Source organism: Streptomyces sp. CLCI03 (assembly GCF_053615355.1).
In genome coordinates this window covers 2131130-2152563 of record NZ_CM132132.1, presented here as the reverse complement: position 1 = coordinate 2152563, position 21434 = coordinate 2131130, and the positions used below count along the sequence as shown (strand labels likewise).

Sequence of the window (21434 nt, the reverse complement as noted above, 5' to 3'; positions counted from 1 at the left end):
ACCGTGCACCCGCACTCGTCACCGCACCGTAGGCGTCACCCGCACCCCCGCACCCGTACCGCTCGGCGCAGCGCAGCGCCCGACTGCCCCGTCACCCTATTTCTTCCGCTGCGGAAATAATCCCGCGGCACCGACCCAGGGAGTTCCCATGGCCACTGCCACCACCGCCACCACCGCCACCACCGTCACCAGGATCGGCGGCCGCATCGGAGCCGAGATCGGCGGCGTACACCTCGGCGGCGACCTGCCCGACGGCACCGTCGCCGAGATCCGGGCGGCCCTCCTCGCCCACAAGGTCGTCTTCTTCCGCGGCCAGGACCACCTCGACGAGGCCGGTCACGAGGCCTTCGCCCAGCTGCTCGGCGCCCCCGTCGCGCACCCCACCGTCCCCTCCGCGGACGGTCGTTACGCCCTCGGGATCGACTCCCACCACGGCGCCCGCGCCAACCAGTGGCACACCGACGTCACCTTCGTCCCCGCCTACCCCGCCTTCTCCATCCTCCGCGCCGTCACCATCCCCCCGTACGGCGGCAACACCCTCTGGGCCAACACCGCCACCGCCTACAGCAACCTCCCCGCACCGCTGCGCACCCTCGCCGACAGCCTGCGCGCCGTCCACTCCAACGAGTACGACTACGCCGCCCTCAAGCCCGACGCCCTGCCCGAGGCCCTGGCCCAGTACCGCGAGGTGTTCACCTCCACCAAGTTCCTCACCGAGCACCCGGTGGTCCGCGTCCACCCCGAGACGGGCGAGCGCACCCTGCTCCTCGGCAACTTCGTCCAGCGGATCAACGGCCTGACCGGCCGGGACTCCCGCGCCCTCCAGGACCTCTTCCAGTCGCACATCGAGAGCCCCGAGAACACCGTCCGCTGGCAGTGGCGGGCCGGCGACGTCGCGATCTGGGACAACCGCGCCACCCAGCACTACGGAGTGGACGACTCCGACGACCACGAGCGCACCCTGCGCCGGGTCACCGTCGACGGCGACGTCCCGGTCGGCCCCGACGGCGAGCCGTCCCGCCTGATCAGCCCGGAGGCCGTCCCGGACCCGGCCTTCGGCATCCCCTCGGGCGCCTCCACCACCGCCTGATCCAGCCGCTCCCCGTACGACTCCCAAGGAGCCCCCGTGCCCCATCTGCTCGCCATCACCGGCAGCCCCTCCGCCCACTCCCGTACCGCCGTCGTCGCCGACCACGTGGTGCGCCGGCTGTCCCACTCCGGCTTCGACACCGCGCACCTGTCCGTGCGCGACCTCCCCGCCGCCGACCTCCTCGCCGCCCGACGCGGCGAACCCGAGATCCGCCGGGCACTCGAAGCCGTCGCCGAGGCCGACGGCCTGGTCATCGCGACCCCGGTCTACAAGGCCTCGTACACCGGACTGCTCAAGGCCTTCCTCGACCTGCTCCCGCAGGACGGCCTCGACGGCAAGACCGTCCTGCCGCTGGCCACCGGCGGCAGCCTCGCCCACGTCCTGACCATCGATTACGCCCTGCGCCCCGTGCTCGCCGCCCTCGGCGCCCGACACGTCACCGCCGGCCGGTTCGTCCTGGACTCCTCCGTCGAGCGCGGATCCGGCCCCGACCGGCTGCGGCCCGAGGCCGAACTGGACCTCTACCAGGCCGTCGACGAGTTCGCCGCGGCACTGCGCGCGGCGCCCGCCGCCGCCGTCACCGCAGCCGCCGCCCTCACCACCACCCCGTAGCACCGCCGCCACCACGCGACCCGCACCGACAAGGAACCGTCATGCCCGCAGCGTTCACCTCGACCACCACCTCCCGACGCCAGTTCCTCGCCCTGCTCGGCATCTCGGCGGCCGCGGTGAGCTGCGGCACGGCCACCGCGGGCAGCGGCGGTTCCGGCGCGCAGATCAAGACCCTGAAGTACCAGGGCTCGGTCGGCGCCGTCACGCTCCCCGAACTCGCCGCCGACCTCGGCTACCTGGAGGACCTCAAGCTGGAGTGGGTCGGCAACACCATCAGCGGTCCGCAGGACATCCAGTCCGCCGCCACCGGCCAGACCCACTTCGGCGGAGCCTTCAACGGCGCGATCGTCAAACTCGCCTCCAGCAAGGCCCCCATCAAGGCCGTCATCTCCTACTACGGCGTCGACCAGCACTCGTACAGCGGCTACTACGTCCTGGAGGACAGCCCGATCCGCTCCGCCCGCGACCTGCTCGGCAAGAAGGTCGGCATGAACACCCTGGGCGCGCACTCCCAGGCCGTCCTCGACATCTACCTGAGCCGCAACGGTCTCGCCAAGGCAGACTCCTCCAAGGTCGAGTCGCTCGTCGTGCCGCCCGTCAACACCGACCAGGTGCTGCGCCAGAAGCAGATCGACGTGGGCGTGCTGGGCGGGATCCTGCGCGACAAGGCCGTGGCCGCCGGCGGGATCAGACCGCTCTTCAGCGACTTCGACCTGCTCGGCAAGTTCAGCGCCGGCTCCTACATCATGACCGAGCGCTTCATCAAGCAGAACCCGGACACCGCGCGGACCTTCGTGACCGGTGTGGCCAAGGCCATCGAATGGGCCCGCACCACCCCGCGCGAGGAGGTCATCGCCCGGCAGACCGAGATCGTCACGAAGCGCGGCCGCAACGAGGACACCGCCACCCTCCAGTACTGGCGTTCGTACGGGGTCGCCGAGACGGGCGGCCGCATCGAGGACAAGGAGTTCCAGCTCTGGCTGGACTGGCTCGGCGAGCGCGGCGACATCAAGCAGGGACAGCTGCGGCCCGCCGACCTCTACACGAACGAGTTCAACGGCTTCGGGAAGGGCTGATCCGCCATGGCGAAGATCGTGTTCGAGGAAGTGACCAAGACCTTCCCGACCAAGGACAAGAAGAGCAAGGAGCAGTTCACCGCACTCGACGGCATCGACCTGGAGATCGAGGCGGGGGAGTTCGTGGTGGTCGTCGGCCCCAGCGGCTGCGGCAAGTCCACCCTCCTGGACCTGCTCGGCGGGCTGACCCGGCCCTCGTCCGGCCGGATACTGCTGGACGGCGAGCCCGTCACCGGGCCGGGCCTGGACCGCGGCATCGTCTTCCAGCAGTACGCCCTGCTGCCGTGGCGCACGGCGCTCGGCAACGTGGAGTTCGGCCTGGAGGCGACCGGCGTCCCGCGCCGTGAACGCAAGCAGAGGGCCCGGGAGTTCCTGGACCTCGTCGGCCTCACCGGCTTCGAGGACCGGCACCCGCACGAACTGTCCGGCGGCATGCGCCAGCGCGTGGCCATCGCCCGCTCGCTGGCGTACGACCCGGACGTCCTGCTGATGGACGAGCCGTTCGCCGCCCTCGACGCGCAGACCCGCGAGTCCCTCCAGGACGAGCTGCGCCGCATCTGGCAGCGCACCGGGAAGACCGTCGTCTTCATCACGCACGGCATCGAGGAGGCGGTCTACCTCGGTCAGAAGGTGGCCGTCATGACCTCCCGCCCCGGACGCGTCAAGGAGATCGTCCCGGTCTCCTTCGGTGCCCGCGGCGACGGCTTCCAGGGCGAGGACCTGCGCTCCAGCCCCGAGTTCGCCCGCTACCGCCACGAGATCTGGACCCTGCTCCACGACGAGGTGGCCCGTGCCCAGCAACTGGAGAAGGAGGAGGCCACCGTATGACCACCGACATCACCACCCCCGCCGAGGCCCCGGCCGACCGACAGGCGGTACGCGAGGCGGTACGGGAGGACACGGCGCCCGCGGCTCCCGCGGCCGCCGACCGGGAGTCCCGCGGGCCGCGGTCCGGTCTCCCGTCGCTGCTGGTACGCCGACTGCGCGGCGCCGGCCGGGCGGCCACGGCACCCGCCCCAGAGCGGACCCCGACGGCCCCGGCGACCCCGGAGGCATCCACGGCCCCGGTGACCTCCGCGCCCCCGGAGGCACCCGCCACCGGGCCGGACGCCGCGCCCGCGCCGAAGGGCCCCGCCGCCCCGGGCGCCGGTCGGGGCACCGCCCACGGCCGGCCCGCCCCGTCCCCCGTCCGGAAGGCCGCCGGGGCACTCGGCCGGTGGCTGCGCGCCACCGCCCTGCGCTCGGCGGCCCTCGTCGCCCTGCTCGTCCTCTGGGAGACCGCCCCCCGCCTCGGCCTGGTCGACGCCACCTTCCTCCCGCCGGTCAGCGAGGTCGCCACGGCCTGGTGGGACCTCCTGGGCAACGGCCAGCTCGGCCAACACACCCGGGCCAGCCTCGCCCGCTCCTTCGGCGGCTTCGCCATCGCCGTCGTCGTCGCGGTCCCGCTCGGCCTGCTCATCGGCTGGTACCGGCCGGTGGCCGCGTTCCTCGGCCCGCTGCTGGAGGTGTTCCGCAACACCGCCGCACTGGCCCTGCTCCCGGTCTTCGTGCTGCTGCTCGGCATCGGCGAGACCTCGAAGGTCTCGATCGTCGTCTACGCCTGCCTCTGGCCGGTCCTGCTGAACACCATCAGCGCGGTGGGCAACGCCGATCCCACTCTCGTGCGACTGGCCCGCTCGATGGACCTGTCCACCCCCAGGCTCTTCCAGAAGGTGATCCTGCCGTCGTCCGTCCCGGCCATCTTCACCGGCATCCGGCTGGCCGGCGCGGTCTCCATCCTGGTCCTGGTGGCCGCCGAGATGATCGGCGCCAAGGCGGGCCTCGGCTACCTGATCAACGCCTCGCAGTACAACTTCGCGATCCCGCAGATGTACGCGGGCATCATCACCATCTCCGCCGTCGGCGTGGCCTTCAACCAGCTGCTGGTCACGATCGAACGCCGCCTGAGCACCTGGCGCGTCCCCGTCTGACGCCCGCGCCGTCCGGGCCCGCCACCGCACGCAACGCCACCGAACACAGGGAACAGCCATGACCGCGAACCGCACCCTCCACCTCAACGCCTTCCTGATGAACGCCGGTCACCACGACGCCGCCTGGCGCCACCCCGACAGCCGGCCCGAACTCATCACCGACCTGCGGTACTTCCAGGACCTGGCCCGCACCGCCGAGCGCGGACTGCTCGACTCCATCTTCTTCGCCGACGGCGTCGCCCTCTGGGGCAAGGCCCGCCACAACGCCCTCGGCGGCTTCGAGCCGCTCACCCTGCTCTCCGCCATCGCCGCCGTCACCGAGCACATCGGGCTCATCGCCACCGTCTCCACGACCTTCAACGAGCCCTACAACCTGGCCCGCAAGTTCGCCTCCCTCGACCACATCAGCGGCGGCCGGGCCGGCTGGAACATCGTCACCTCCGGCACCGTCGACGAGGCCCGCAACTTCAACCGCGACGAGCACCTGGAGCACCACCTCCGCTACGAACGCGCCCGCGAGTTCCTCGACGTCGCCACCAAGCTCTGGGACAGCTGGGAGGACGACGCGATCGTCCTCGACAAGGAACGCGGCATCTACGCCGACACCGACAAGCTGCACCCGGCCGCCCACCGCGGCGAGCACTTCGGTGTGGCAGGGCCGCTCAACGTCCCGCGCTCCCCCCAGGGCCACCCGCTGCTCGTGCAGGCCGGATCGTCCGAGGACGGCAAGGAGTTCGCGGCTCAATACGCCGAGGCGGTCTTCACCGCCCAGCAGACCCTCGCCGACGGCCAGACCTTCTACAAGGACCTCAAGTCCCGCCTCGCCAAGTACGGCCGCGCCGAGAGCGACCTCCTCGTCCTGCCCGGCATCGCCCCCGTCATCGGCTCCACCGAGGCCGAGGCGAAGGCCCTGGAACAGCAGCTCACCGACCTCCAGGTGCCCGAGTACGGCCTCGCCCAGCTCTCCGGCATGCTGAACGTGGACCTCACCGGCCTGCCGCTGGACGGTCCGCTCCCGGACCTGCCCGAGGAACGGGACGTCAACGGCAACAAGAGCCGCTTCACCCTCGTCGCCGAACTCGCCCGGCGCGACGGCCTGACCCTGCGCGAGCTGATCGCCCGCCTCGGCGCCGGCCGCGGTCACCGCGTCTTCGCCGGTACCCCCGAGCAGATCGCCGACCAGCTCCAGGAGTGGTTCACCCAGGGAGCCGCCGACGGCTTCAACATCATGGCGCCGGTCCTGCCCACGGGGCTCACGGCCTTCGTCGACCACGTCGTGCCGATCCTCCAGCGGCGCGGGCTGTTCCGCACCGAGTACACCGGCGCCACCCTCCGCGAGAACTACGGCCTCGCCCGGCCGGTCAACCGGCACACCAAGGAGAGCGTATGACCGACTACGCCGGCGACGTCCTCGTGGTCGGCGGTGGCCCGGCCGCCACCTGGGCGGCGCTGGGGGCCGCCGAGGCGGGCGCCCGCGTCGTCCTCGCGGACAAGGGCTACTGCGGGACCAGCGGCGCGACGGCCGCGGGCGGCACCGGCGTCTGGTACGTCCCGCCGGAGCCCGCCTCCCGGGAGGCGGCCATGGCCTCCCGGGAGGGCCTCGGCGGGTACCTCGCCGACCGCCGCTGGATGGCCCGGGTCCTCGACGAGACCTACGACCGGATGAACGAGCTGGCAACGCACGGCCGCTACCCCTTCCCGACCGGCCCCGACGGGCAGCCGCTCCGGGGCGGCCTGCAAGGCCCCGAGTACATGCGGCGGATGCGCATCCGGATCCGCCGGGCCGGGGTCCGCGTCCTGGACCACAGCCCGGTCACCGAGCTGCTCACCGACGCGGACGGCACCGTCGCGGGAGCCGCCGGCTACCGCCGCCAGCTGCGCGAGTCCTACCGGGTCCGGGCCGGCGCCGTGGTCCTCGCCACCGGAGGCTGCGCCTTCCTCAGCGGAGCCCTCGGCACGAACACCGACACCGGCGACGGGGCGCTGTTCGCCGCCGAGGTCGGGGCGGACCTCTCCGGGATGGAGTTCTCCAACGCCTACGGCATCGCCCCCGAGGGCACCTCCGTCACCAAGACCGCCTTCTACTCCTTCGCCACCTTCTACCAGGAGGACGGCAGGGTCCTGGAGGGCGCGGCGAGCCAGGGCGGCCGCTCGGTGATCGCCCGCGAACTCCTCACCGGCGCCCGGGTGTACGCCCGGCTGGACCGCGCCGACGAGCCCGCCCGGGCCGCGATGCGCCTCGCGCAGCCCAACTTCTTCCTCACCTTCGACCGGCTCGGCATCGATCCCTTCACCGACCGTTTCGCCGTCACCCTGCTCGCCGAGGGCACGGTCCGCGGCACCGGCGGCATCCGCATCACCGACGACGACTGCGCCACCGGGGTCCCCGGGCTGTACGCCGCCGGGGACGCGGCCACCCGCGAGGAGATCTGCGGGGGCTTCACCGGAGGCGGCAGCCACAACGCCGCCTGGGCCATCTCCTCGGGCAGCTGGGCCGGCCGGGGCGCCGCCCGGTACGCCCGCTCCCTCGGTTCCGCCCGGACGGCGAGCCGTCCCGTCACGGGCGCCGGCGGGGCGGGCCTGCGCCCGACGGGGAGCGCGGCCGGCGCGCCGGACCACCGCGAGGCCGTGGCGCTCGTACAGCGGGAGGTGCTCCCGTACGACAAGAACTACCTCCGGCACGGCGAGGTCCTCGCGGCCTCCCTGCGCACCCTCGACGCGGCCTGGTCACAGCTGCGCGCGGGTCTGCACGGCGAGGGGGCCGACCTGGTCAGGGCCCGGCAGGCGGCGGCGATGACGGCGCACGCGCGGTGGATGTACGCCGCCGCCCTCGCCCGGTCCGAGTCCCGGGGCATGGCCAAGCGCCTCGACCACCCGGACCAGGACCCCGCCCAGCACCACCGGATCCTGGTCGGGGGACTGGACCGGGTGTGGACCAGGCCCGCCGCGAGGGCGGGGGTGGCCGCATGATCGAACTGGTCTCGGCAGAGCGCTGCATCGCCTGCGACAAATGTGTGGAGGTGTGCCCGACCGATGTCTTCGAACGGGGCCCCGAGGGGATTCCGCTGCTCGTACGGCAGGAGGACTGCCAGACCTGCTTCCTGTGCGAGGCGAACTGCCCGGTGGACGCGCTGTTCGTGGCCCCGCTGACCCGGCCCCTGCCGGAGGACCCCGCCGTCCGGGACGAAGCGGGGTTGGTGAGCCGTGGGCTGCTCGGCAGCTACCGGCGGGAGATCGGCTGGGGGGAAGGGCGGACGCCCGGGGCGCTGCGGGCGATCGGGCCGCCGCTGGGCCGGTCCGCGCCGCCGATCACGTCCTGAGCGCGAGCGCCGCCGGAGCCCTGCGCTCCGGCGGCGCTCGTACGTGCGTGGCGGGCCGGTCAGACGGTCAGGACGATCTTGCCGCGGGTGCGGCCCGCGGCGCTCAGCTCCCAGGCCTTGGCGGCCTCGGCGAGCGGCAGCGCGTGTTCCACGTTGACCGTGAGCTTGCCCGCGTCGGCCAGTTCCGCCAGGAAGGTCAGGTCGGCGGTGTCCGGGCGCACCCACAGCTGGTGGGCGCCCTGGGCGGCCGCGTCGTAGTCCGCGATGGAGACCACCCGGTGGCGTTCCTTGACCAGGGACTGCAGCGTCGCGATGACGTCGTCGCCGTAGAAGTCCAGGGCCGCGTCGACGCCTTCGGGCGCGAGCGCGCGGATCCGGTCCGCCATCCCGTCGCCGTACAGCACGGGCTCCGCGCCGAGGGAGCGCAGGTAGTCGTGGTTGTGTGCGCCCGCCGTGCCGATGACGCGCAGGCCGAGCGCGACCGCGATCTGCACGCCGAAGGATCCGGTGCCGCCGGCCGCGGAGTGGATGACGACGGTCTCGCCGGCCCGGAGGCCGACGCGGGTGAGCGACTGGTAGGCGGTGAGACCGGCCAGCGGGAGGCCCGCGGCCTGTTCGAAGCTCAGCTCACGGGGCTTGCGGGCGAGGGTGCGGACGGGGGCGGACACCAGTTCCGCGTAGGTGCCGAGCTCGACCCATTCCTTGCGGACGTAGCCGTAGACCTCGTCGCCGACGGCGTGGTCGAAGGTGTCCTCGCCGACCGCCTCGACGACTCCGGCCACGTCCCAGCCGGGTATGACCGGGTAGCGGACTTCGAGGATCGGTTCGAGGTATCCGGCGGCGAGCTTCCAGTCCACCGGGTTGACCCCGGCGGCCTTGACGCGCACGAGCACCTCGCCCGGTCCCACCTTGGGCCGAGGCAGGTCGACGAGCTGAAGGGGGGCGGGAGTTCCGTAGGCGTTGTATGCGATGGCCTTCATGATCGGCCCCAACGCGGGTCCGCGGCCGGGTATTCCGGACCGTCAGGCCGGCAGGGTGTTGCGGTGCGAGCTCCGTCGGGCCGCGCTGAAGAGCGCCTGGATCTGCGTACCGGCCTGCTCGACGTCGTCGAGGGGGGAGGGGAAGGGCAGCCGCACGTCGCGGTGGCCGCGACGTTCCTCCAGCCGCAGGGTGATCCCGTAGCGGTCCATGGCGACCGGTAGCGCGCGGAGCACGGTGGCGGTGGGCAGCGGCCGGACCAGCCGCAGCAGCAGGGTGACGAGGTCGTGGTGGTCGTCGAGGAGGTGCGTGAGCATGCCCGCCTCGTACGGGGACAGCGGGTCGGGGCAGGCCGCGTCCAGCTCGTCGAGGCCGACGTGCGAGCGGCCCTCCGGGGTCTCCAGGACGGCCCGGTCGAATTCCATGCAGGTGGAGTCGGCGCCGGAGCCTTCGGCCAGATCGGAGTAGGGGGTCAGCAGGCGGCCCAGCACGGTGACGCGGGCGCGTACCCGGTCCCGTACGGGGGTGGGGGCGATGTCAGTGAACTCCAGCCGGATCGAGGGCCGGTACTCGCACTCGCCGCCGGGCTCCGCGGGGTGCAGGTGCAGTCGGCCCATGGGGTCGCTGCCGTCGAGGTGGCGGACCTCGGAGCGCAGTCCGTCGGTGACCACGGTCATGGAGTGGGCGGCGGTCAGGATCGACCGGATGCGCTCGGCATCGGTGGGCCGGTCGGCCGGGGTGGCGGGGGCACCGAACAGGCGCATGCGGATCTCTCCTCGTCCGAGTGACTTAGGTATGCCTAACCTAACCTATCTGGCTCTCCGAGAGTACCCGGGACGCTCGTGTCGTTGTTGGGCTGAACGGGTGAAACGCGAGAGGATGGGGGGATGCACATGAAGCGCACGGCCGAGGCGGCCCGGTGAGCAGGTACGACGTCACCGACGAACAGTGGGAGGGGCTCGCGCAGGTGGTTCCCCTGCGCAGTCGCAACGAATGGCCCTCCCGGGTGGACCACCGCACGATTCCCACTGCGCCCGGGGCGTCGGCGGCGGAGCAGCGGCGCTTCGTGGTGATCAGAGTTCAGATCTTCGCGGACGCGCGGGAGGTGGCGGAGTACCTGATCGCGCAGATCCCGGTCCTGCTCGACCTCACCGGGGCGGACAGCGAAGTGGCCAAGCGGATCCTGGACTTCAGCAGCGGCGTGGTCTTCGGCCTGGGCAGCGGGATGCACCGGGTGGACCGGAACGTCTTCCTGCTCGCGCCGGTGGGGACCGAGGTCGAGGGGATCGCGGCCGCGGCCGTCCCCCGATCGTAGGAAGGTCCCCGCGAGGGAACGGTTCGCCGGAGCCACGGGGGGTCCGGCGGGCCGTACCGTCCCGCGCATGGACGCCATTTCGGACGCGGCGGCGGTGGGCGCGCCCGCCACCGTCGCGTTAGCCGACACCCCCGCCGGTCCCGTTCCCGCCGCCCGTCTCGTCGCCCCTCCGGCGGCCCCTCCCGCCGCCGCTCCGGCGGCCGAGGTCGAGACCAGGGCCGACGTCGATGCCGCCGTGCCGCCCGGAGCCCCGCCCGCGCCTTCCGCCATCGGGTCGGAGGAGGGCGATGCGCCCGTCGTGCCCGCGCAGACCCGCCCCACCGGCCCCGGCCGTCCCGCAGAGCCCGGCCGGCGGTACCCGCGGCCCGTGGTCACCGAGCTGCGGCTCTCCGCCTTCGGGCCGCACCGCTCGGCGGTCCACCCGCTCGGCCCCCTCACCCTCTTCGCCGGGCCGAGCGGCAGCGGCAAGTCCCAGGCCCTGGCCGCCTACGAGGCCCTGGCCGGGCTGGGTTCCGGGGCCACGCTGGAGGAGGCCTTCCCGGACCCGCGCGCCCGCATCCCCGACCGGGCCGTCCCCGACGCGCAGCGCCGGCGCGGGTTCCGCCTCGGCTGCACAGTGGACGGACCCGCGGGCCCGGTCCGGCTCGACCTCGCCGTCCAGGCCGAGCCCACGCTGCGGATCGTCGGCGAACGACTCTCCCAGGGCGGGCAGATCCTGCTCGCCACCGCTCTGCGTGACCCCGGCCGGCGCTCGGTCCAGGCCGCCTGGCTGACCGGTGGCGCCGTCGGTGTCACCCGGGCCCCGCTGCCCGACGACCGTCTCGGCACGGCACTGCTCCCGCTCCGCGTCGCCGGTTCCACCGCGGGTCAGCGTCAGGTGCTGGCCGCCGCCGAGCAGGTGGTCGTGGCCCTGCGCGCGGTGTTCCCGTGCGACCCCCGTCCGGACCGGATGCGCGCCGCCGTCGCGCCGGGAGAGGGCCGGCTGCTGGGCGACTGCGCCAACCTGGCCGATGTGCTGCGGCGGACCCGTAGCGAATGCGGCACCCGCCACGCGCTGCTGGCGGAGGCGGCCCGTACGGGCTGCGCCGGGTCCGTGGCGGGGCTGGACGTACGAGCTCCCGCGGGCGGCGGCCCCGTCGAGGCGGTGCTGGACCGCGGCCCGGGCCGGCCCGCGACCGAGCTGGCCCGACTGGGCGCGGGCGAACTGCGCTTCCTCGCGCTGGCGCTGGTCCTGCTCACCGGGCCCGGGGTGCTGGCCATGGACCCGGCGGCCGAACTGCTGTCCGCGCGGCAGGCCCTGACGGTGCTGGCCGACGACTTCGACCGCGGCCTCGACGGGCGTCAGAGCGCCGAGCTGCTGCGCCTGGCCCTGCTGTCCTGCGGCCGCGGCCACATCCGGCTCGTGGCGGCGGTGGGGGAGGGGACGGCCGCGGCCGCCCGCGACCTCCCGGGTGTCGCGATGGTAGACCTGGGGGCATGAACGAGACGCCGGCGGTGGAGAACCAGGAACAGCCCGAGCGACGGCCGGAGCCATCGGAGGGGCGGCCCGGCGGGCGGATCGGGGACCGTCCCGGCGACCGCCCCGACGAGCGGCTGGACCTGCTGCAGCGCCGGCTCGCGCGGTTCGCGGCCGCGCGCGGCTGGGAGCCGTACCACACGCCCAAGAACCTGGCGGTGGCGCTCAGTGTGGAGGCGTCCGAACTGGTCGAGATCTTCCAGTGGTTGACGCCGGAGCAGTCGGCGAAGGTCATGGAGAAGCCGGACACGGCCCACCGCGTGGCCGACGAGGTGGCCGACGTGCTCGCGTATCTGCTGCAGTTCTGTGAGGTTCTCGGGGTGGATGTGCTGGATGCGCTCGCCGCGAAGATCGAGAGGAACGAAATCCGCTTTCCCGTGCCGGGTACATCGACACCGAATCGTCACTCTTCGGAGTGATGGACTCATCCACAATCACATTTGTGTCCACATTTTCCGAATACCCCTGGCTTTACCGGCTCGTTGCCCTCACTCTGGGTAGTGGTGAGGACGGCGGGATGTCGTGCGGACGGGGGACGGCATATGGATGCGGTACGGCTCATCGCGGCCGGCCGGCACGCGCTGGCACAGAGTGGGGTCGCGTGGGACATCGTGGGCGAGGCCTGGCAGGCCCAGGCGCTCGCGCAGGGCGTAGGGAGCTATCTGGCGGTCACCGGGCCGCCGGAACTGAGACCGGAGGCACGAGGACTGGGGGAAGCGGGAGGAAGAGGCTGCGGGGTGCTCGACCGGGCGGCCCTGCGCGGAGAGGGCAGCGCGCCCGAGTATCCGCCGAGAGCCGCGCAGTTGAGCGAGGTGTCGGACGTCCGGCAGACGATGCTCGGACTTCAGGCGCTGCTGGGTGAAGTGGGCATAGCCCTGGTCGGAGTGGCCTGCGGGACGGACGACGAGGCCCTGTACTGGCAGTGCATAGAGTCGATCGACGCGGCCGACGAGTCGAGCGACCGGGTGCGGGCGATCCTGCGCCGCATGACGGTCCGTGAGCGAGGCTCCGCCTCGGGCGTGGCCTGAGGGTTACACGGAGGGGGTCCCGCCGTGCTCGGCGGGACCCGCGTGGTCAGGACGACCGGAAGGTCCGGCGCTCGCCCTCGGGGGCGCGGTCCGTGGAGGCCTGGAGATCGGCGTCGAGCCGGGACAGGTCGGCGTTCAACGCCGCCATCAGGTCTTCCATCTGCTGCAGCAGGCCCTTCGGCGCGCCGTCCCCCTGGGCGGGTGCCGCCGGCTCCTGCCCCGCTCGCTCGTGTGCTGCGTGCGCTGCCCGTCCGGTCGGTCCGGTGTGTCGGTGGGTATCCGGCACGGCCTCGTGGGACATGGCGGCCTCCTCGGCCCTGGCCCTTCCAGGGCGGAAGGGGGCGGTGGACGCGCCTGCGGGACGCCGCCGGCGCGTGGGCCGGGCGGTCCGGCTCCGTCCGAGCCAACGATCACCGTCCGGGCCGGTCACTGGCGCGCCGGGGCGTGGACCGTCCGGTTGACGAAGATTCACCCTGCCGGGGCGGAAGTGCAGGATGGGGGTATGGATCTTCGCGTTTTCACCGAGCCCCAGCAGGGCGCGAGCTACGACACCCTCCTGTCCGTCGCCAAGGCCACCGAGGACCTGGGCTTCGACGCGTTCTTCCGCTCCGACCATTACCTACGGATGGGATCCGCCGACGGCCTTCCCGGCCCCACCGACGCCTGGATCACCCTCGCGGGCCTGGCCCGGGAGACCGAGCGGATCCGCCTCGGCACCCTGATGACGGCAGGAACCTTCCGGCTGCCCGGAGTCCTCGCCATCCAGGTGGCCCAGGTCGACCAGATGTCCGGTGGCCGCGTCGAACTGGGTCTCGGCGCGGGCTGGTTCGAGGAGGAACACAAGGCGTACGGCATCCCCTTCCCGGCGGACCGGATGTCCCGGCTGGAGGAGCAGCTGGCCGTCGTCACCGGCCTGTGGGCCACCGAGCCCGGCGCCACCTTCGACCACGCCGGCACGCACTACCGGGTGGAGAACTCGCCCGCGCTGCCCAAGCCCGCCCAGGCCAAGGTTCCCGTCCTCGTCGGCGGCCACGGCGCCAGGCGCACCCCGCGGCTCGCCGCCCGGTACGCGGACGAGTTCAACATGCCCTTCGCGTCCGTCGCGGACAGCGCGCGCCAGTTCGCCCGGGTCCGGGAGGCGGCCGAGGAGGCCGGGCGGGGACCCGACGACCTCCGCTACTCCAACGCCCTCGTCGTCTGCGTGGGCAAGGACGACGCCGAGGTGGCCCGCCGGGCCGCCGCCATCGGGCGGGACGTCGACGAACTCAAGGCCAACGGCCTGGCCGGTACCCCGGACGAGGTCGTGGAGAAGATCGGCGCGTACGGCGCCGTCGGCGCCTCCCGCGTCTACCTCCAACTGCTCGACCTCCACGACCTGGACCACCTGGAGCTGATCTCCGCCCAGGTGCTCTCCCAGGTCCGATAGCGAAGGGGACCACCGTGCCACGCGCGTCCGGCCCGCTCGCCGAAGCCCTGGCCCACCGGGCCGTACTCCTGGACGGCGGGCTCAGCAACCAGCTCGCCGCCCAGGGCTGCGACCTGTCCGGCGACCTCTGGTCGGGCCGGGTGCTCGCCGAGCACCCGGACCAGGTGGCGGCCGCCCACACGGCGTACGTCCGGGCCGGCGCCGAGGTACTGATCACCGCCAGTTACCAGGTCGGCTACGAGGCCTTCGCCGCCCACGGCCACGACCGCGCCGAGACCACCGCCCTGCTGCGGCGCAGCGTGCTGCTGGCCGCCCGGACGGCCGAGGCCGCCGACCACGAGGTGTGGGTGGCCGCCTCCGTGGGCCCGTACGGAGCGGTACTCGCGGACGGCTCCGAGTACCGCGGCCGGTACGGGCTGAGCGGGCGCGCGCTCGCCGCCTTCCACCGCCCCCGCGTCGAGGCCCTGCTCGCCGCCGGCCCCGACGTCGTGGCCGTGGAGACGATCCCGGACACCGACGAGGCCGAGGCACTGCTCACCGTCCTCGCGGAGACCGGCGCCCCCGCCTGGCTCTCCTACACCGTCGCCGCCGGCCGCACCCGGGCCGGGCAACCCCTCGACGAGGCCTTCGCCCTCGCCGCCGCCTCCCCGCAGGTCATCGCGGTCGGCGTCAACTGCTGCGATCCGGCCGATGTCCTGCCCGCCCTCGAAGCGGCCGCCGCCGTGACCACGAAACCGCTGCTGGCCTACCCCAACGACGGCTCGGTCTGGAACGCCACCACCCGCACCTGGCACACCCCCGACGACCCCGTCCCCTGGCCCACCCGGGCCTGGCACGCCGCCGGCGCCCGCCTGATCGGCGGGTGCTGCCGCATCGGCCCGGACCGGATCGCCGCCCTCGGCCCGCTGCCGGCGGAGCGGCGGCCGTAGGAACCGCCCGGTCGAAAAACCAGAGGCAGACGGGGCGGGTGACCAGCAACAATCGGTCGTGTGTTCCTGACGATCTCCACCACCGGCTCCCCCGAACGACCCGCCACCGACCTGGGCTACCTGCTGCACAAGCATCCCGGGAAGACGCAGGCGTTCTCCACCTCCCACGGCACCGCCCACGTGTTCTACCCCGAGGCCTCGGCCCAGCGGTGCACGGCGGCCCTGCTGCTGGAGGTGGACCCCGTCGCGCTCGTCCGGCGCGGCCGGGGCAAGGGCCGGGGCGGAGCGCCGGACGCCGCGCTCGCGCAGTACGTGAACGACCGGCCGTACGCCGCGTCCTCGCTGCTCGCCGTCGCGCTCAGCGGAGTGTTCCGCACCGCGCTCAAGGGGCAGTGCGCCCTGCGCCCCGAGCTGCCGGAGCAGACCCGGCCGCTGCGCGTCGAGATCCCGGTGCTGCCCGCCCGCGGCGGCGCCGCGCTCGTGCACCGGCTGTTCGAGCCGCTCGGCTGGGACCTCGTACAGGCCGATCCCGTACCGCTCGACGATCAGTTCCCCGAGTGGGGCGACTCCCGCTACGTACGGCTCGTCCTGGAGGGCGAGCTGCGCCTCGCCGACGCGTTGCGGCAGCTCTACGTGCTGCTGCCGGTCCTCGACGACGCCAAGCACTACTGGATCTCCGCGGACGAGGTCGACAAGCTGCTGCGCGCCGGAGACGGCTGGCTCGCCGCCCACCCCGAGAACGGCCTGATCTCCTCCCGCTACCTGGCCCGGCACAAGCGCCTGACCCAGGACGCCGTCGAGCGCCTGGAACTGGTCCGCCTCGCCGAGGCCGACGGCAGCGAGGTCGAGGAGATCGACAACGCGGTGGACGAGACCCGCGACACCGAGGAGCGGCCCGTGCCGCTCGCCGTGCGGCGGCGCGAGGCGATCCTCGCCGCCCTGCGGGGCGCCGGTGCCCAGCGGGTGCTGGACCTCGGCTGCGGCCAGGGCCAGTTGCTCCAGGCGCTGCTCGGCGACCCGGCGTACTCCGAGATCGTCGGCATGGACGTGTCCGTACGGGCCCTGCAGATCGCGGCCCGGCGGCTGCGGCTGGACCGGATGGGCGAGCGGCAGAGCGCGCGCCTGAAGCTCCTGCAGGGCTCGCTCGCGTACACCGACAAGCGGCTGGCCGGCTACGACGCGGCCGTGCTCAGCGAGGTCATCGAGCACCTGGACCCGGAGCGGCTGCCCGCCCTGGAGTACGCGGTCTTCGGCTCCGCCCGCCCCCGCACGGTCCTCGTCACCACCCCGAACGTCGAGTACAACGTGCGCTGGGAGACCCTGCCCGCCGGGCACGTCCGCCACGGCGACCACCGCTTCGAGTGGACCCGCGCGGAGTTCCGGGCCTGGGCCGACGACGTCGCGCGACGCCACGGCTACGGGGTCCGGTACGTGCCCGTCGGCGACGACGACCCCGAGGTCGGTCCGCCGACCCAGATGGCCGTCTTCACCCAGCACGACACCACCGACACCACGGACCCCACCCACACCACCCACACCACTGACACCCCGAAGGAGGGCGAGGCAGCATGACCGGCACCGAGACCGAGACCCCCCGTACGCGCACACTTCCCGTCACCGACCTGGCCCTCGTCGTCCTGATCGGGGCCACCGGATCGGGCAAGTCCACCTTCGCCCGCAAGCACTTCAAGGCCACCGAGGTCATCTCCTCCGACTACTGCCGGGGCCTGGTCAGCGACGACGAGAACGACCAGAGCGCCAGCCGCGACGCCTTCGACGTCCTGCACTACATCGCGGGCAAGCGCCTCGCCGCCGGCCGCCTCACCGTCGTCGACGCCACCAGCGTCCAGGCCGACGCCCGCCGGCAGCTGGTCCAGCTCGCCCGCGAGCACGACGTCCTGCCCATCGCCATCGTCCTGGACATGCCCGAGCAGGTCTGCGCCGAACGCAACGCGGCCCGCCCCGACCGGGCCGGCCTGCCCCGCGCGGTCATCCAGCGGCACCGCCGCGACCTGCGGCGCTCGCTGCGCGGCCTGGAGCGCGAGGGCTTCCGCAAGGTGCACGTGCTGCGCTCCGTCGAGGAGGCCGAGACCGCCGAGGTGGTCCTGGAGAAGCGGTTCAACGACCTCACCCACCTCACCGGCCCCTTCGACATCGTCGGCGACATCCACGGCTGTTCCTCCGAGCTGGAGACCCTGCTCACCAAGCTCGGCTACGAGGACGGGGTCCACCCCGAGGGCCGCACCGCCGTCTTCGTCGGTGACCTCGTCGACCGCGGTCCCGACAGCCCCGGCGTGCTGCGCCGCGTCATGGGCATGGTGAAGTCCGGCAACGCCCTGTGCGTGCCCGGCAACCACGAGAACAAGCTCGGCCGGTACCTGAAGGGTTCCAAGGTCCAGCGGACCCACGGCCTCGCCGAGACCATCGAGCAGTTGGAGGGGGAGCCGGAGGAGTTCGTCCAGGAGGTGAGGGAGTTCATCCGCGGCCTCGTCAGCCACTACGTCCTCGACGGCGGCAAGCTGGTGGTCTGCCACGCCGGGCTGCCCGAGAAGTACCACGGCCGTACCTCCGGCCGGGTCCGCTCGCACGCCCTCTACGGGGAGACCACCGGCGAGACCGACGAGTTCGGCCTGCCCGTGCGCTACCCGTGGGCCGAGGACTACCGGGGCAAGGCCGTCGTGGTCTACGGACACACCCCGGTGCCCGACACCACCTGGATCAACAACACGATCTGCCTCGACACCGGCGCCGTCTTCGGCGGCCGGATGACCGCCCTGCGCTGGCCCGAGCGCGAACTGGTCGACGTACCGGCCGAGAAGGTCTGGTACGAGCCGGTCAAGCCGCTCGTCGCCGAGGCGCCGGGCGGGCACGACGGCCGCCCGCTCGACCTGGCCGACGTGCACGGCCGCCGGGTCGTGGAGACCCGGCACCTGGGCAACGTCAACGTGCGCGAGGAGAACGCGGCGGCGGCCCTGGAGGTCATGAGCCGCTTCGCCGTCGATCCCCGTCTCGTGCCGTACCTGCCGCCGACCATGGCGCCCACGGCCACCTCCCGCGAGGAGGGCTACCTGGAGCACCCGGCCGAGGCCTTCGCCCAGTACCGGGCGGACGGCATCGCCCAGGTGGTGTGCGAGGAGAAGCACATGGGCTCCCGCGCCACGGTCCTCGTCTGCAAGGACGCCGACGCGGCCCGGACCCGCTTCGGCGTCGACGGCCCCACGGGCTCGGTCTACACCCGCACCGGGCGGCCCTTCTTCAAGGACCCGGAGGTCACGGAGGAGGTCCTCACCCGGCTGCGCTCGGCGGTCACCGACGCCGGCCTCTGGGAGGAGCTCGACACCGACTGGCTGCTGCTCGACGGGGAACTGCTGCCCTGGTCCCTGAAGTCCACCGGTCTGCTGCGCAACCAGTACGCCGCCGTGGGCGCGGCCTCCGGCGCCGTCTTCCCGAGCGCGGTCGCCGCCCTGGAGGCGGCCACCGCCCGGGGCGTCGACACCGGCGAACTGCTGGAGCGCCAGCGCGGGCGGGCCGCCGACGCGGCCGCCTTCACCGACTCCTACCGGCGCTACTGCTGGACCACCGACGGGCTGGAGGGCGTCCGGTTCGCGCCGTTCCAGCTGCTGGCGGTGGCCGGGCGGTCGCTGGCCGCGGTGCCCCACGACGAGCAGCTGTTCTGGCTGGACCGGCTGGTCGCCGCGGACGAGGCGGCCGGAACCGGACTGCTCCGCCGCACCGGCCGGATCCTGGTGGACACCGCGGACGAGGAATCGGTGCGGGCCGGTACCGACTGGTGGCTGGAACTGACGGCGGCCGGCGGCGAGGGCATGGTCGTCAAGCCGCTCCAGGCGTACGCCAGGGACGGCAAGGGCCGACTGGTCCAGCCCGGGGTCAAGGTCCGCGGACGCGAGTACCTGCGGATCATCTACGGCCCGGAGTACACCCGTCCGCAGCAGCTGGAGCGGCTGCGCGAGCGGTTCCTCGGGCACAAGCGCTCGCTCGCCCTGCGCGAGTACGCGCTCGGGCTGGAGGCGCTGGACCGGCTGGCGGCCGACGAGCCGCTGTGGCGGGTCCACGAGGCCGTCTTCGCGGTGCTCGCGCTGGAGTCGGAGCCGGTCGACCCCCGGCTGTGAGCCGGCACCTTCGCGGGAGCGGGCCGCGTCAGCACGGCCCGTAAAGGGGTGGCCCCCGTACGGCCTCGAATTAGGTCGTATGGGGGAACTTTCGCGGAGAACTCCGGGAAAACCACCGGCGGGATCGTTCATCCAGGGCAGCGGAATGTCCGCGACCCTGGAAGGACGGAACGTCACTTATGAAGATGACCGCGCGCGGAAGCATTGCGGCACTCATGACCTGTATGGCTGCGGCCGGAGCGGCCACCCCGGCCATGGCCCAATCGGTGCCGGTCGATCTCCCGCTCGACGCCCTGAAGACCACGCTGGGCGTGGACACCCCGCGCGTGGGCACGGGCGTGCCGATGCCGGTCGTGGGAGCGCCCGAGTCGCCCCGCTTCCACAAGGGGAACATGCTCCCGACCCCACTGCTCCCGTCGGTCCCGGTCGGCACCGAGCTCGGCAGCACCCTCGTCACCTCGCCGGTGCCGAACCTGCTGGGCAAGCCGGAGACGGACGGCGAGGGTTCCGTCGAGGCGCCGGCCACCGACCTGCTCGCCCGGACCCCGGGTCTGGTCGCCGGCGGTCTGCTGACGATGCCGGACGCCTCCAACTCGGGGGTGCCGAACCTGACCATGCCCGAACTGGGCCTGACCACCCCGGAGCTCACGGGCGCTCCCTCGGCGCTTCTCGGCCTCGCGACCCCTCGCTGAGCGGACGCCACGTCAAAAAGCCGTTCGGTCTGGGAATGTGTACGGCATGGGATTCCATGTCGACTCCGAGACCGGGCGGCTCCGCCGCGTCATCCTCCACCGGCCCGACCTGGAGCTGAAGCGGCTCACACCGAGCAACAAGGACGCGCTCCTCTTCGACGACGTGCTGTGGGTGCGCCGGGCCCGCCAGGAGCACGACGGCTTCGCGGACGTGCTGCGGGACCGGGGCGTGGAGGTCCACCTCTTCGGTGACCTCCTGTGCGAGGCCCTCGACATCCCGGAGGCGAGACACCTCGTACTGGACCGGGTCTTCGACGAGAAGGAGTACGGGCCGCTCGCCACCGACCACCTGCGCTCGGTCTTCGACGGGCTGACCTCCGCGGACCTCGCGGAGGCGCTGGTCGGCGGGATGACCAAGCGGGAGTTCCTGGAGCGGCACGCCGAGCCGGTGTCGGTGCGCTTCCACGCGCTGGACCTGGACGGTTTCCTGCTGGGCCCGCTGCCCAACCACCTCTTCACCCGGGACACCTCCGCCTGGATCTACGACGGGGTGTCGATCAACGCGATGCGCTGGCCCGCCCGGCAGCGCGAGACGGTCCACTTCGAGGCGATCTACAAGCACCACCCGCTCTTCACCACCTCCGGTGCCTTCCACTACTGGTCGCAGGGGCAGCAGGACTACCCGTCGACCATCGAGGGCGGGGACGTCCTGGTCATCGGCAACGGGGCGGTGCTGATCGGGATGAGCGAGCGGACCACCCCGCAGGCTGTGGAGATGCTGGCGCGCGGTCTGTTCGCGGCCGGTTCGGCGAAGACCATCGTGGCCCTCGACATGCCGAAGTCCCGGGCCTTCATGCACCTGGACACGGTGATGACGATGGTCGACGGAGATACGTTCACTCAGTACGCCGGACTCGGCATGCTCCCCTCCTACACGATCGAGCCGGGCGGCGGTCCGCACGAGCTGAAGGTGACCGACCACCCGGAGGACCACATGCACCGGGCCATCGCGGCGGCGCTCGGTCTGGACTCGATCCGGGTGCTGACCGCGACGCAGGACGTGCACTCGGCGGAGCGCGAGCAGTGGGACGACGGGTGCAACGTGCTCGCCGTGGAGCCGGGCGTGGTGGTCGCCTACGAGCGGAACGTGACGACCAACACGCACCTGCGCAAGATGGGCATCGAGGTGATCGAGATCCCGGGCAGCGAGCTGGGCCGGGGCCGGGGCGGACCGCGCTGCATGAGCTGTCCGGTCGAGCGGGACGCGGTCTGAGGCGGCCGGACCTGGGGGAGGAGTCCCGGGCCTGGGGAAGACCCCGGGCCCGGTCTGTATATCAATACAGAGGATCGTA

At 72.9% G+C, this 21434-nt stretch carries 21 protein-coding genes; 18 read left to right on the top strand and 3 right to left on the bottom strand.

The window, feature by feature from the left end; all coding sequences use genetic code 11:
- Positions 1 to 148 precede the first annotated feature (148 nt).
- The 8 genes from ACWG52_RS09765 to ACWG52_RS09730 all read left to right on the top strand — a co-directional run bounded on the left by ACWG52_RS09765 (position 149) and on the right by ACWG52_RS09730 (position 8068).
- Complete coding sequence (locus ACWG52_RS09765) at positions 149 to 1090, top strand: TauD/TfdA dioxygenase family protein (RefSeq protein ID WP_390139816.1); 942 nt, start codon at positions 149 to 151, stop codon at positions 1088 to 1090.
- Between the two features lie 36 nt (positions 1091 to 1126).
- Entirely contained in the window at positions 1127 to 1702 is a 576-nt protein-coding gene (gene ssuE, locus ACWG52_RS09760) for an NADPH-dependent FMN reductase (RefSeq protein WP_389809519.1), read from the top strand.
- A gap of 41 nt (positions 1703 to 1743) precedes the next feature.
- On the top strand, positions 1744 to 2778 hold the full coding sequence (locus tag ACWG52_RS09755) for an ABC transporter substrate-binding protein (RefSeq protein ID WP_389809516.1): 1035 nt from the start codon (positions 1744 to 1746) through the stop codon (positions 2776 to 2778).
- Positions 2779 to 2784: 6 nt separating this feature from the next.
- Complete coding sequence (locus ACWG52_RS09750; RefSeq protein ID WP_390167537.1) at positions 2785 to 3606, top strand: ABC transporter ATP-binding protein; 822 nt, start codon at positions 2785 to 2787, stop codon at positions 3604 to 3606.
- A gap of 392 nt (positions 3607 to 3998) precedes the next feature.
- Positions 3999 to 4748 carry an ABC transporter permease gene (locus ACWG52_RS09745; protein WP_051763037.1) on the top strand — a complete coding sequence of 250 codons (750 nt, stop codon included), beginning with the start codon at positions 3999 to 4001 and terminating at the stop codon, positions 4746 to 4748.
- A gap of 58 nt (positions 4749 to 4806) precedes the next feature.
- Complete coding sequence (locus ACWG52_RS09740) at positions 4807 to 6138, top strand: LLM class flavin-dependent oxidoreductase (protein ID WP_389809513.1); 1332 nt, start codon at positions 4807 to 4809, stop codon at positions 6136 to 6138.
- Complete coding sequence (locus ACWG52_RS09735) at positions 6135 to 7718, top strand: FAD-binding protein (protein ID WP_389809510.1); 1584 nt, start codon at positions 6135 to 6137, stop codon at positions 7716 to 7718. Before ACWG52_RS09740 ends, ACWG52_RS09735 begins: the two co-directional genes overlap by 4 nt.
- Complete coding sequence (locus ACWG52_RS09730) at positions 7715 to 8068, top strand: 4Fe-4S dicluster domain-containing protein (RefSeq protein WP_266353651.1); 354 nt, start codon at positions 7715 to 7717, stop codon at positions 8066 to 8068. The genes ACWG52_RS09735 and ACWG52_RS09730 overlap by 4 nt, the downstream gene beginning before the upstream one ends.
- 59 nt (positions 8069 to 8127) lie before the next feature.
- Here ACWG52_RS09730 and ACWG52_RS09725 read toward each other — a convergent pair whose 3' ends face one another.
- Both ACWG52_RS09725 and ACWG52_RS09720 read right to left on the bottom strand, forming a co-directional pair.
- Positions 8128 to 9048, bottom strand: coding sequence for an NADP-dependent oxidoreductase (locus ACWG52_RS09725; protein WP_389809506.1), 921 nt, complete (start codon positions 9046 to 9048; stop codon positions 8128 to 8130).
- Between the two features lie 42 nt (positions 9049 to 9090).
- A complete protein-coding gene (locus ACWG52_RS09720; protein ID WP_389809503.1) occupies positions 9091 to 9810 on the bottom strand; it encodes a DUF2470 domain-containing protein in 720 nt (239 codons plus the stop codon).
- A gap of 155 nt (positions 9811 to 9965) precedes the next feature.
- Between ACWG52_RS09720 and ACWG52_RS09715 the strand changes: the two genes are divergently transcribed.
- The 4 genes from ACWG52_RS09715 to ACWG52_RS09700 all read left to right on the top strand — a co-directional run bounded on the left by ACWG52_RS09715 (position 9966) and on the right by ACWG52_RS09700 (position 12905).
- The gene (locus tag ACWG52_RS09715) at positions 9966 to 10361 is read left to right on the top strand and encodes a cell division protein SepF (RefSeq protein WP_030012729.1); all 396 of its coding nucleotides are present in this window, start codon (positions 9966 to 9968) and stop codon (positions 10359 to 10361) included.
- A gap of 67 nt (positions 10362 to 10428) precedes the next feature.
- Complete coding sequence (locus ACWG52_RS09710; RefSeq protein ID WP_453128470.1) at positions 10429 to 11841, top strand: ATP-binding protein; 1413 nt, start codon at positions 10429 to 10431, stop codon at positions 11839 to 11841.
- 113 nt (positions 11842 to 11954) lie between these two features.
- Positions 11955 to 12296 (top strand): nucleotide pyrophosphohydrolase, encoded by a 342-nt coding sequence (locus ACWG52_RS09705; protein WP_390167583.1) that lies wholly within the window; start codon positions 11955 to 11957, stop codon positions 12294 to 12296.
- Positions 12297 to 12419: 123 nt separating this feature from the next.
- Positions 12420 to 12905 carry a DUF6099 family protein gene (locus ACWG52_RS09700; protein WP_389809496.1) on the top strand — a complete coding sequence of 162 codons (486 nt, stop codon included), beginning with the start codon at positions 12420 to 12422 and terminating at the stop codon, positions 12903 to 12905.
- A 46-nt stretch (positions 12906 to 12951) separates the two neighbouring features.
- Here ACWG52_RS09700 and ACWG52_RS09695 read toward each other — a convergent pair whose 3' ends face one another.
- Complete coding sequence (locus tag ACWG52_RS09695) at positions 12952 to 13206, bottom strand: hypothetical protein (protein ID WP_389809493.1); 255 nt, start codon at positions 13204 to 13206, stop codon at positions 12952 to 12954.
- 201 nt (positions 13207 to 13407) lie between these two features.
- Here ACWG52_RS09695 and ACWG52_RS09690 point away from each other — a divergent pair, with 201 nt between their 5' ends.
- The 6 genes from ACWG52_RS09690 (at position 13408) to ACWG52_RS09665 (ending at position 21355) form a co-directional block, all read left to right on the top strand.
- Positions 13408 to 14331 carry an LLM class F420-dependent oxidoreductase gene (locus ACWG52_RS09690; RefSeq protein ID WP_453128467.1) on the top strand — a complete coding sequence of 308 codons (924 nt, stop codon included), beginning with the start codon at positions 13408 to 13410 and terminating at the stop codon, positions 14329 to 14331.
- Between the two features lie 14 nt (positions 14332 to 14345).
- Complete coding sequence (mmuM, locus tag ACWG52_RS09685; protein WP_389809486.1) at positions 14346 to 15260, top strand: homocysteine S-methyltransferase; 915 nt, start codon at positions 14346 to 14348, stop codon at positions 15258 to 15260.
- 60 nt (positions 15261 to 15320) lie between these two features.
- Entirely contained in the window at positions 15321 to 16832 is a 1512-nt protein-coding gene (locus ACWG52_RS09680; protein ID WP_389809483.1) for a 3' terminal RNA ribose 2'-O-methyltransferase Hen1, read from the top strand.
- Entirely contained in the window at positions 16829 to 19390 is a 2562-nt protein-coding gene (locus ACWG52_RS09675; RefSeq protein WP_390139828.1) for a polynucleotide kinase-phosphatase, read from the top strand. Before ACWG52_RS09680 ends, ACWG52_RS09675 begins: the two co-directional genes overlap by 4 nt.
- Before the next feature lie 215 nt (positions 19391 to 19605).
- Complete coding sequence (locus tag ACWG52_RS09670; protein ID WP_237545910.1) at positions 19606 to 20082, top strand: hypothetical protein; 477 nt, start codon at positions 19606 to 19608, stop codon at positions 20080 to 20082.
- Positions 20083 to 20128: 46 nt separating this feature from the next.
- The gene (locus ACWG52_RS09665; RefSeq protein ID WP_389809477.1) at positions 20129 to 21355 is read left to right on the top strand and encodes an arginine deiminase; all 1227 of its coding nucleotides are present in this window, start codon (positions 20129 to 20131) and stop codon (positions 21353 to 21355) included.
- Positions 21356 to 21434 lie beyond the last annotated feature (79 nt).

Bases quoted from the DNA above. Each gene is read 5' to 3' on its own strand.
- ACWG52_RS09700 (WP_389809496.1), top strand. From the start codon at position 12,420: ATGGATGCGGTACGGCTCATCGCGGCCGGCCGGCACGCGCTGGCACAG.
- ACWG52_RS09735 (WP_389809510.1), top strand. From the start codon at position 6,135: ATGACCGACTACGCCGGCGACGTCCTCGTGGTCGGCGGTGGCCCGGCC.
- ACWG52_RS09740 (WP_389809513.1), top strand. From the start codon at position 4,807: ATGACCGCGAACCGCACCCTCCACCTCAACGCCTTCCTGATGAACGCC.
- ACWG52_RS09710 (WP_453128470.1), top strand. From the start codon at position 10,429: ATGGACGCCATTTCGGACGCGGCGGCGGTGGGCGCGCCCGCCACCGTC.
- ACWG52_RS09730 (WP_266353651.1), top strand. From the start codon at position 7,715: ATGATCGAACTGGTCTCGGCAGAGCGCTGCATCGCCTGCGACAAATGT.
- ACWG52_RS09675 (WP_390139828.1), top strand. From the start codon at position 16,829: ATGACCGGCACCGAGACCGAGACCCCCCGTACGCGCACACTTCCCGTC.
- ACWG52_RS09665 (WP_389809477.1), top strand. From the start codon at position 20,129: ATGGGATTCCATGTCGACTCCGAGACCGGGCGGCTCCGCCGCGTCATC.
- ACWG52_RS09725 (WP_389809506.1), bottom strand. From the start codon at position 9,048: ATGAAGGCCATCGCATACAACGCCTACGGAACTCCCGCCCCCCTTCAG.
- ACWG52_RS09765 (WP_390139816.1), top strand. From the start codon at position 149: ATGGCCACTGCCACCACCGCCACCACCGCCACCACCGTCACCAGGATC.
- ACWG52_RS09720 (WP_389809503.1), bottom strand. From the start codon at position 9,810: ATGCGCCTGTTCGGTGCCCCCGCCACCCCGGCCGACCGGCCCACCGAT.
- ACWG52_RS09695 (WP_389809493.1), bottom strand. From the start codon at position 13,206: ATGTCCCACGAGGCCGTGCCGGATACCCACCGACACACCGGACCGACC.
- ACWG52_RS09690 (WP_453128467.1), top strand. From the start codon at position 13,408: ATGGATCTTCGCGTTTTCACCGAGCCCCAGCAGGGCGCGAGCTACGAC.
- ACWG52_RS09750 (WP_390167537.1), top strand. From the start codon at position 2,785: ATGGCGAAGATCGTGTTCGAGGAAGTGACCAAGACCTTCCCGACCAAG.
- ACWG52_RS09755 (WP_389809516.1), top strand. From the start codon at position 1,744: ATGCCCGCAGCGTTCACCTCGACCACCACCTCCCGACGCCAGTTCCTC.
- ACWG52_RS09670 (WP_237545910.1), top strand. From the start codon at position 19,606: ATGACCTGTATGGCTGCGGCCGGAGCGGCCACCCCGGCCATGGCCCAA.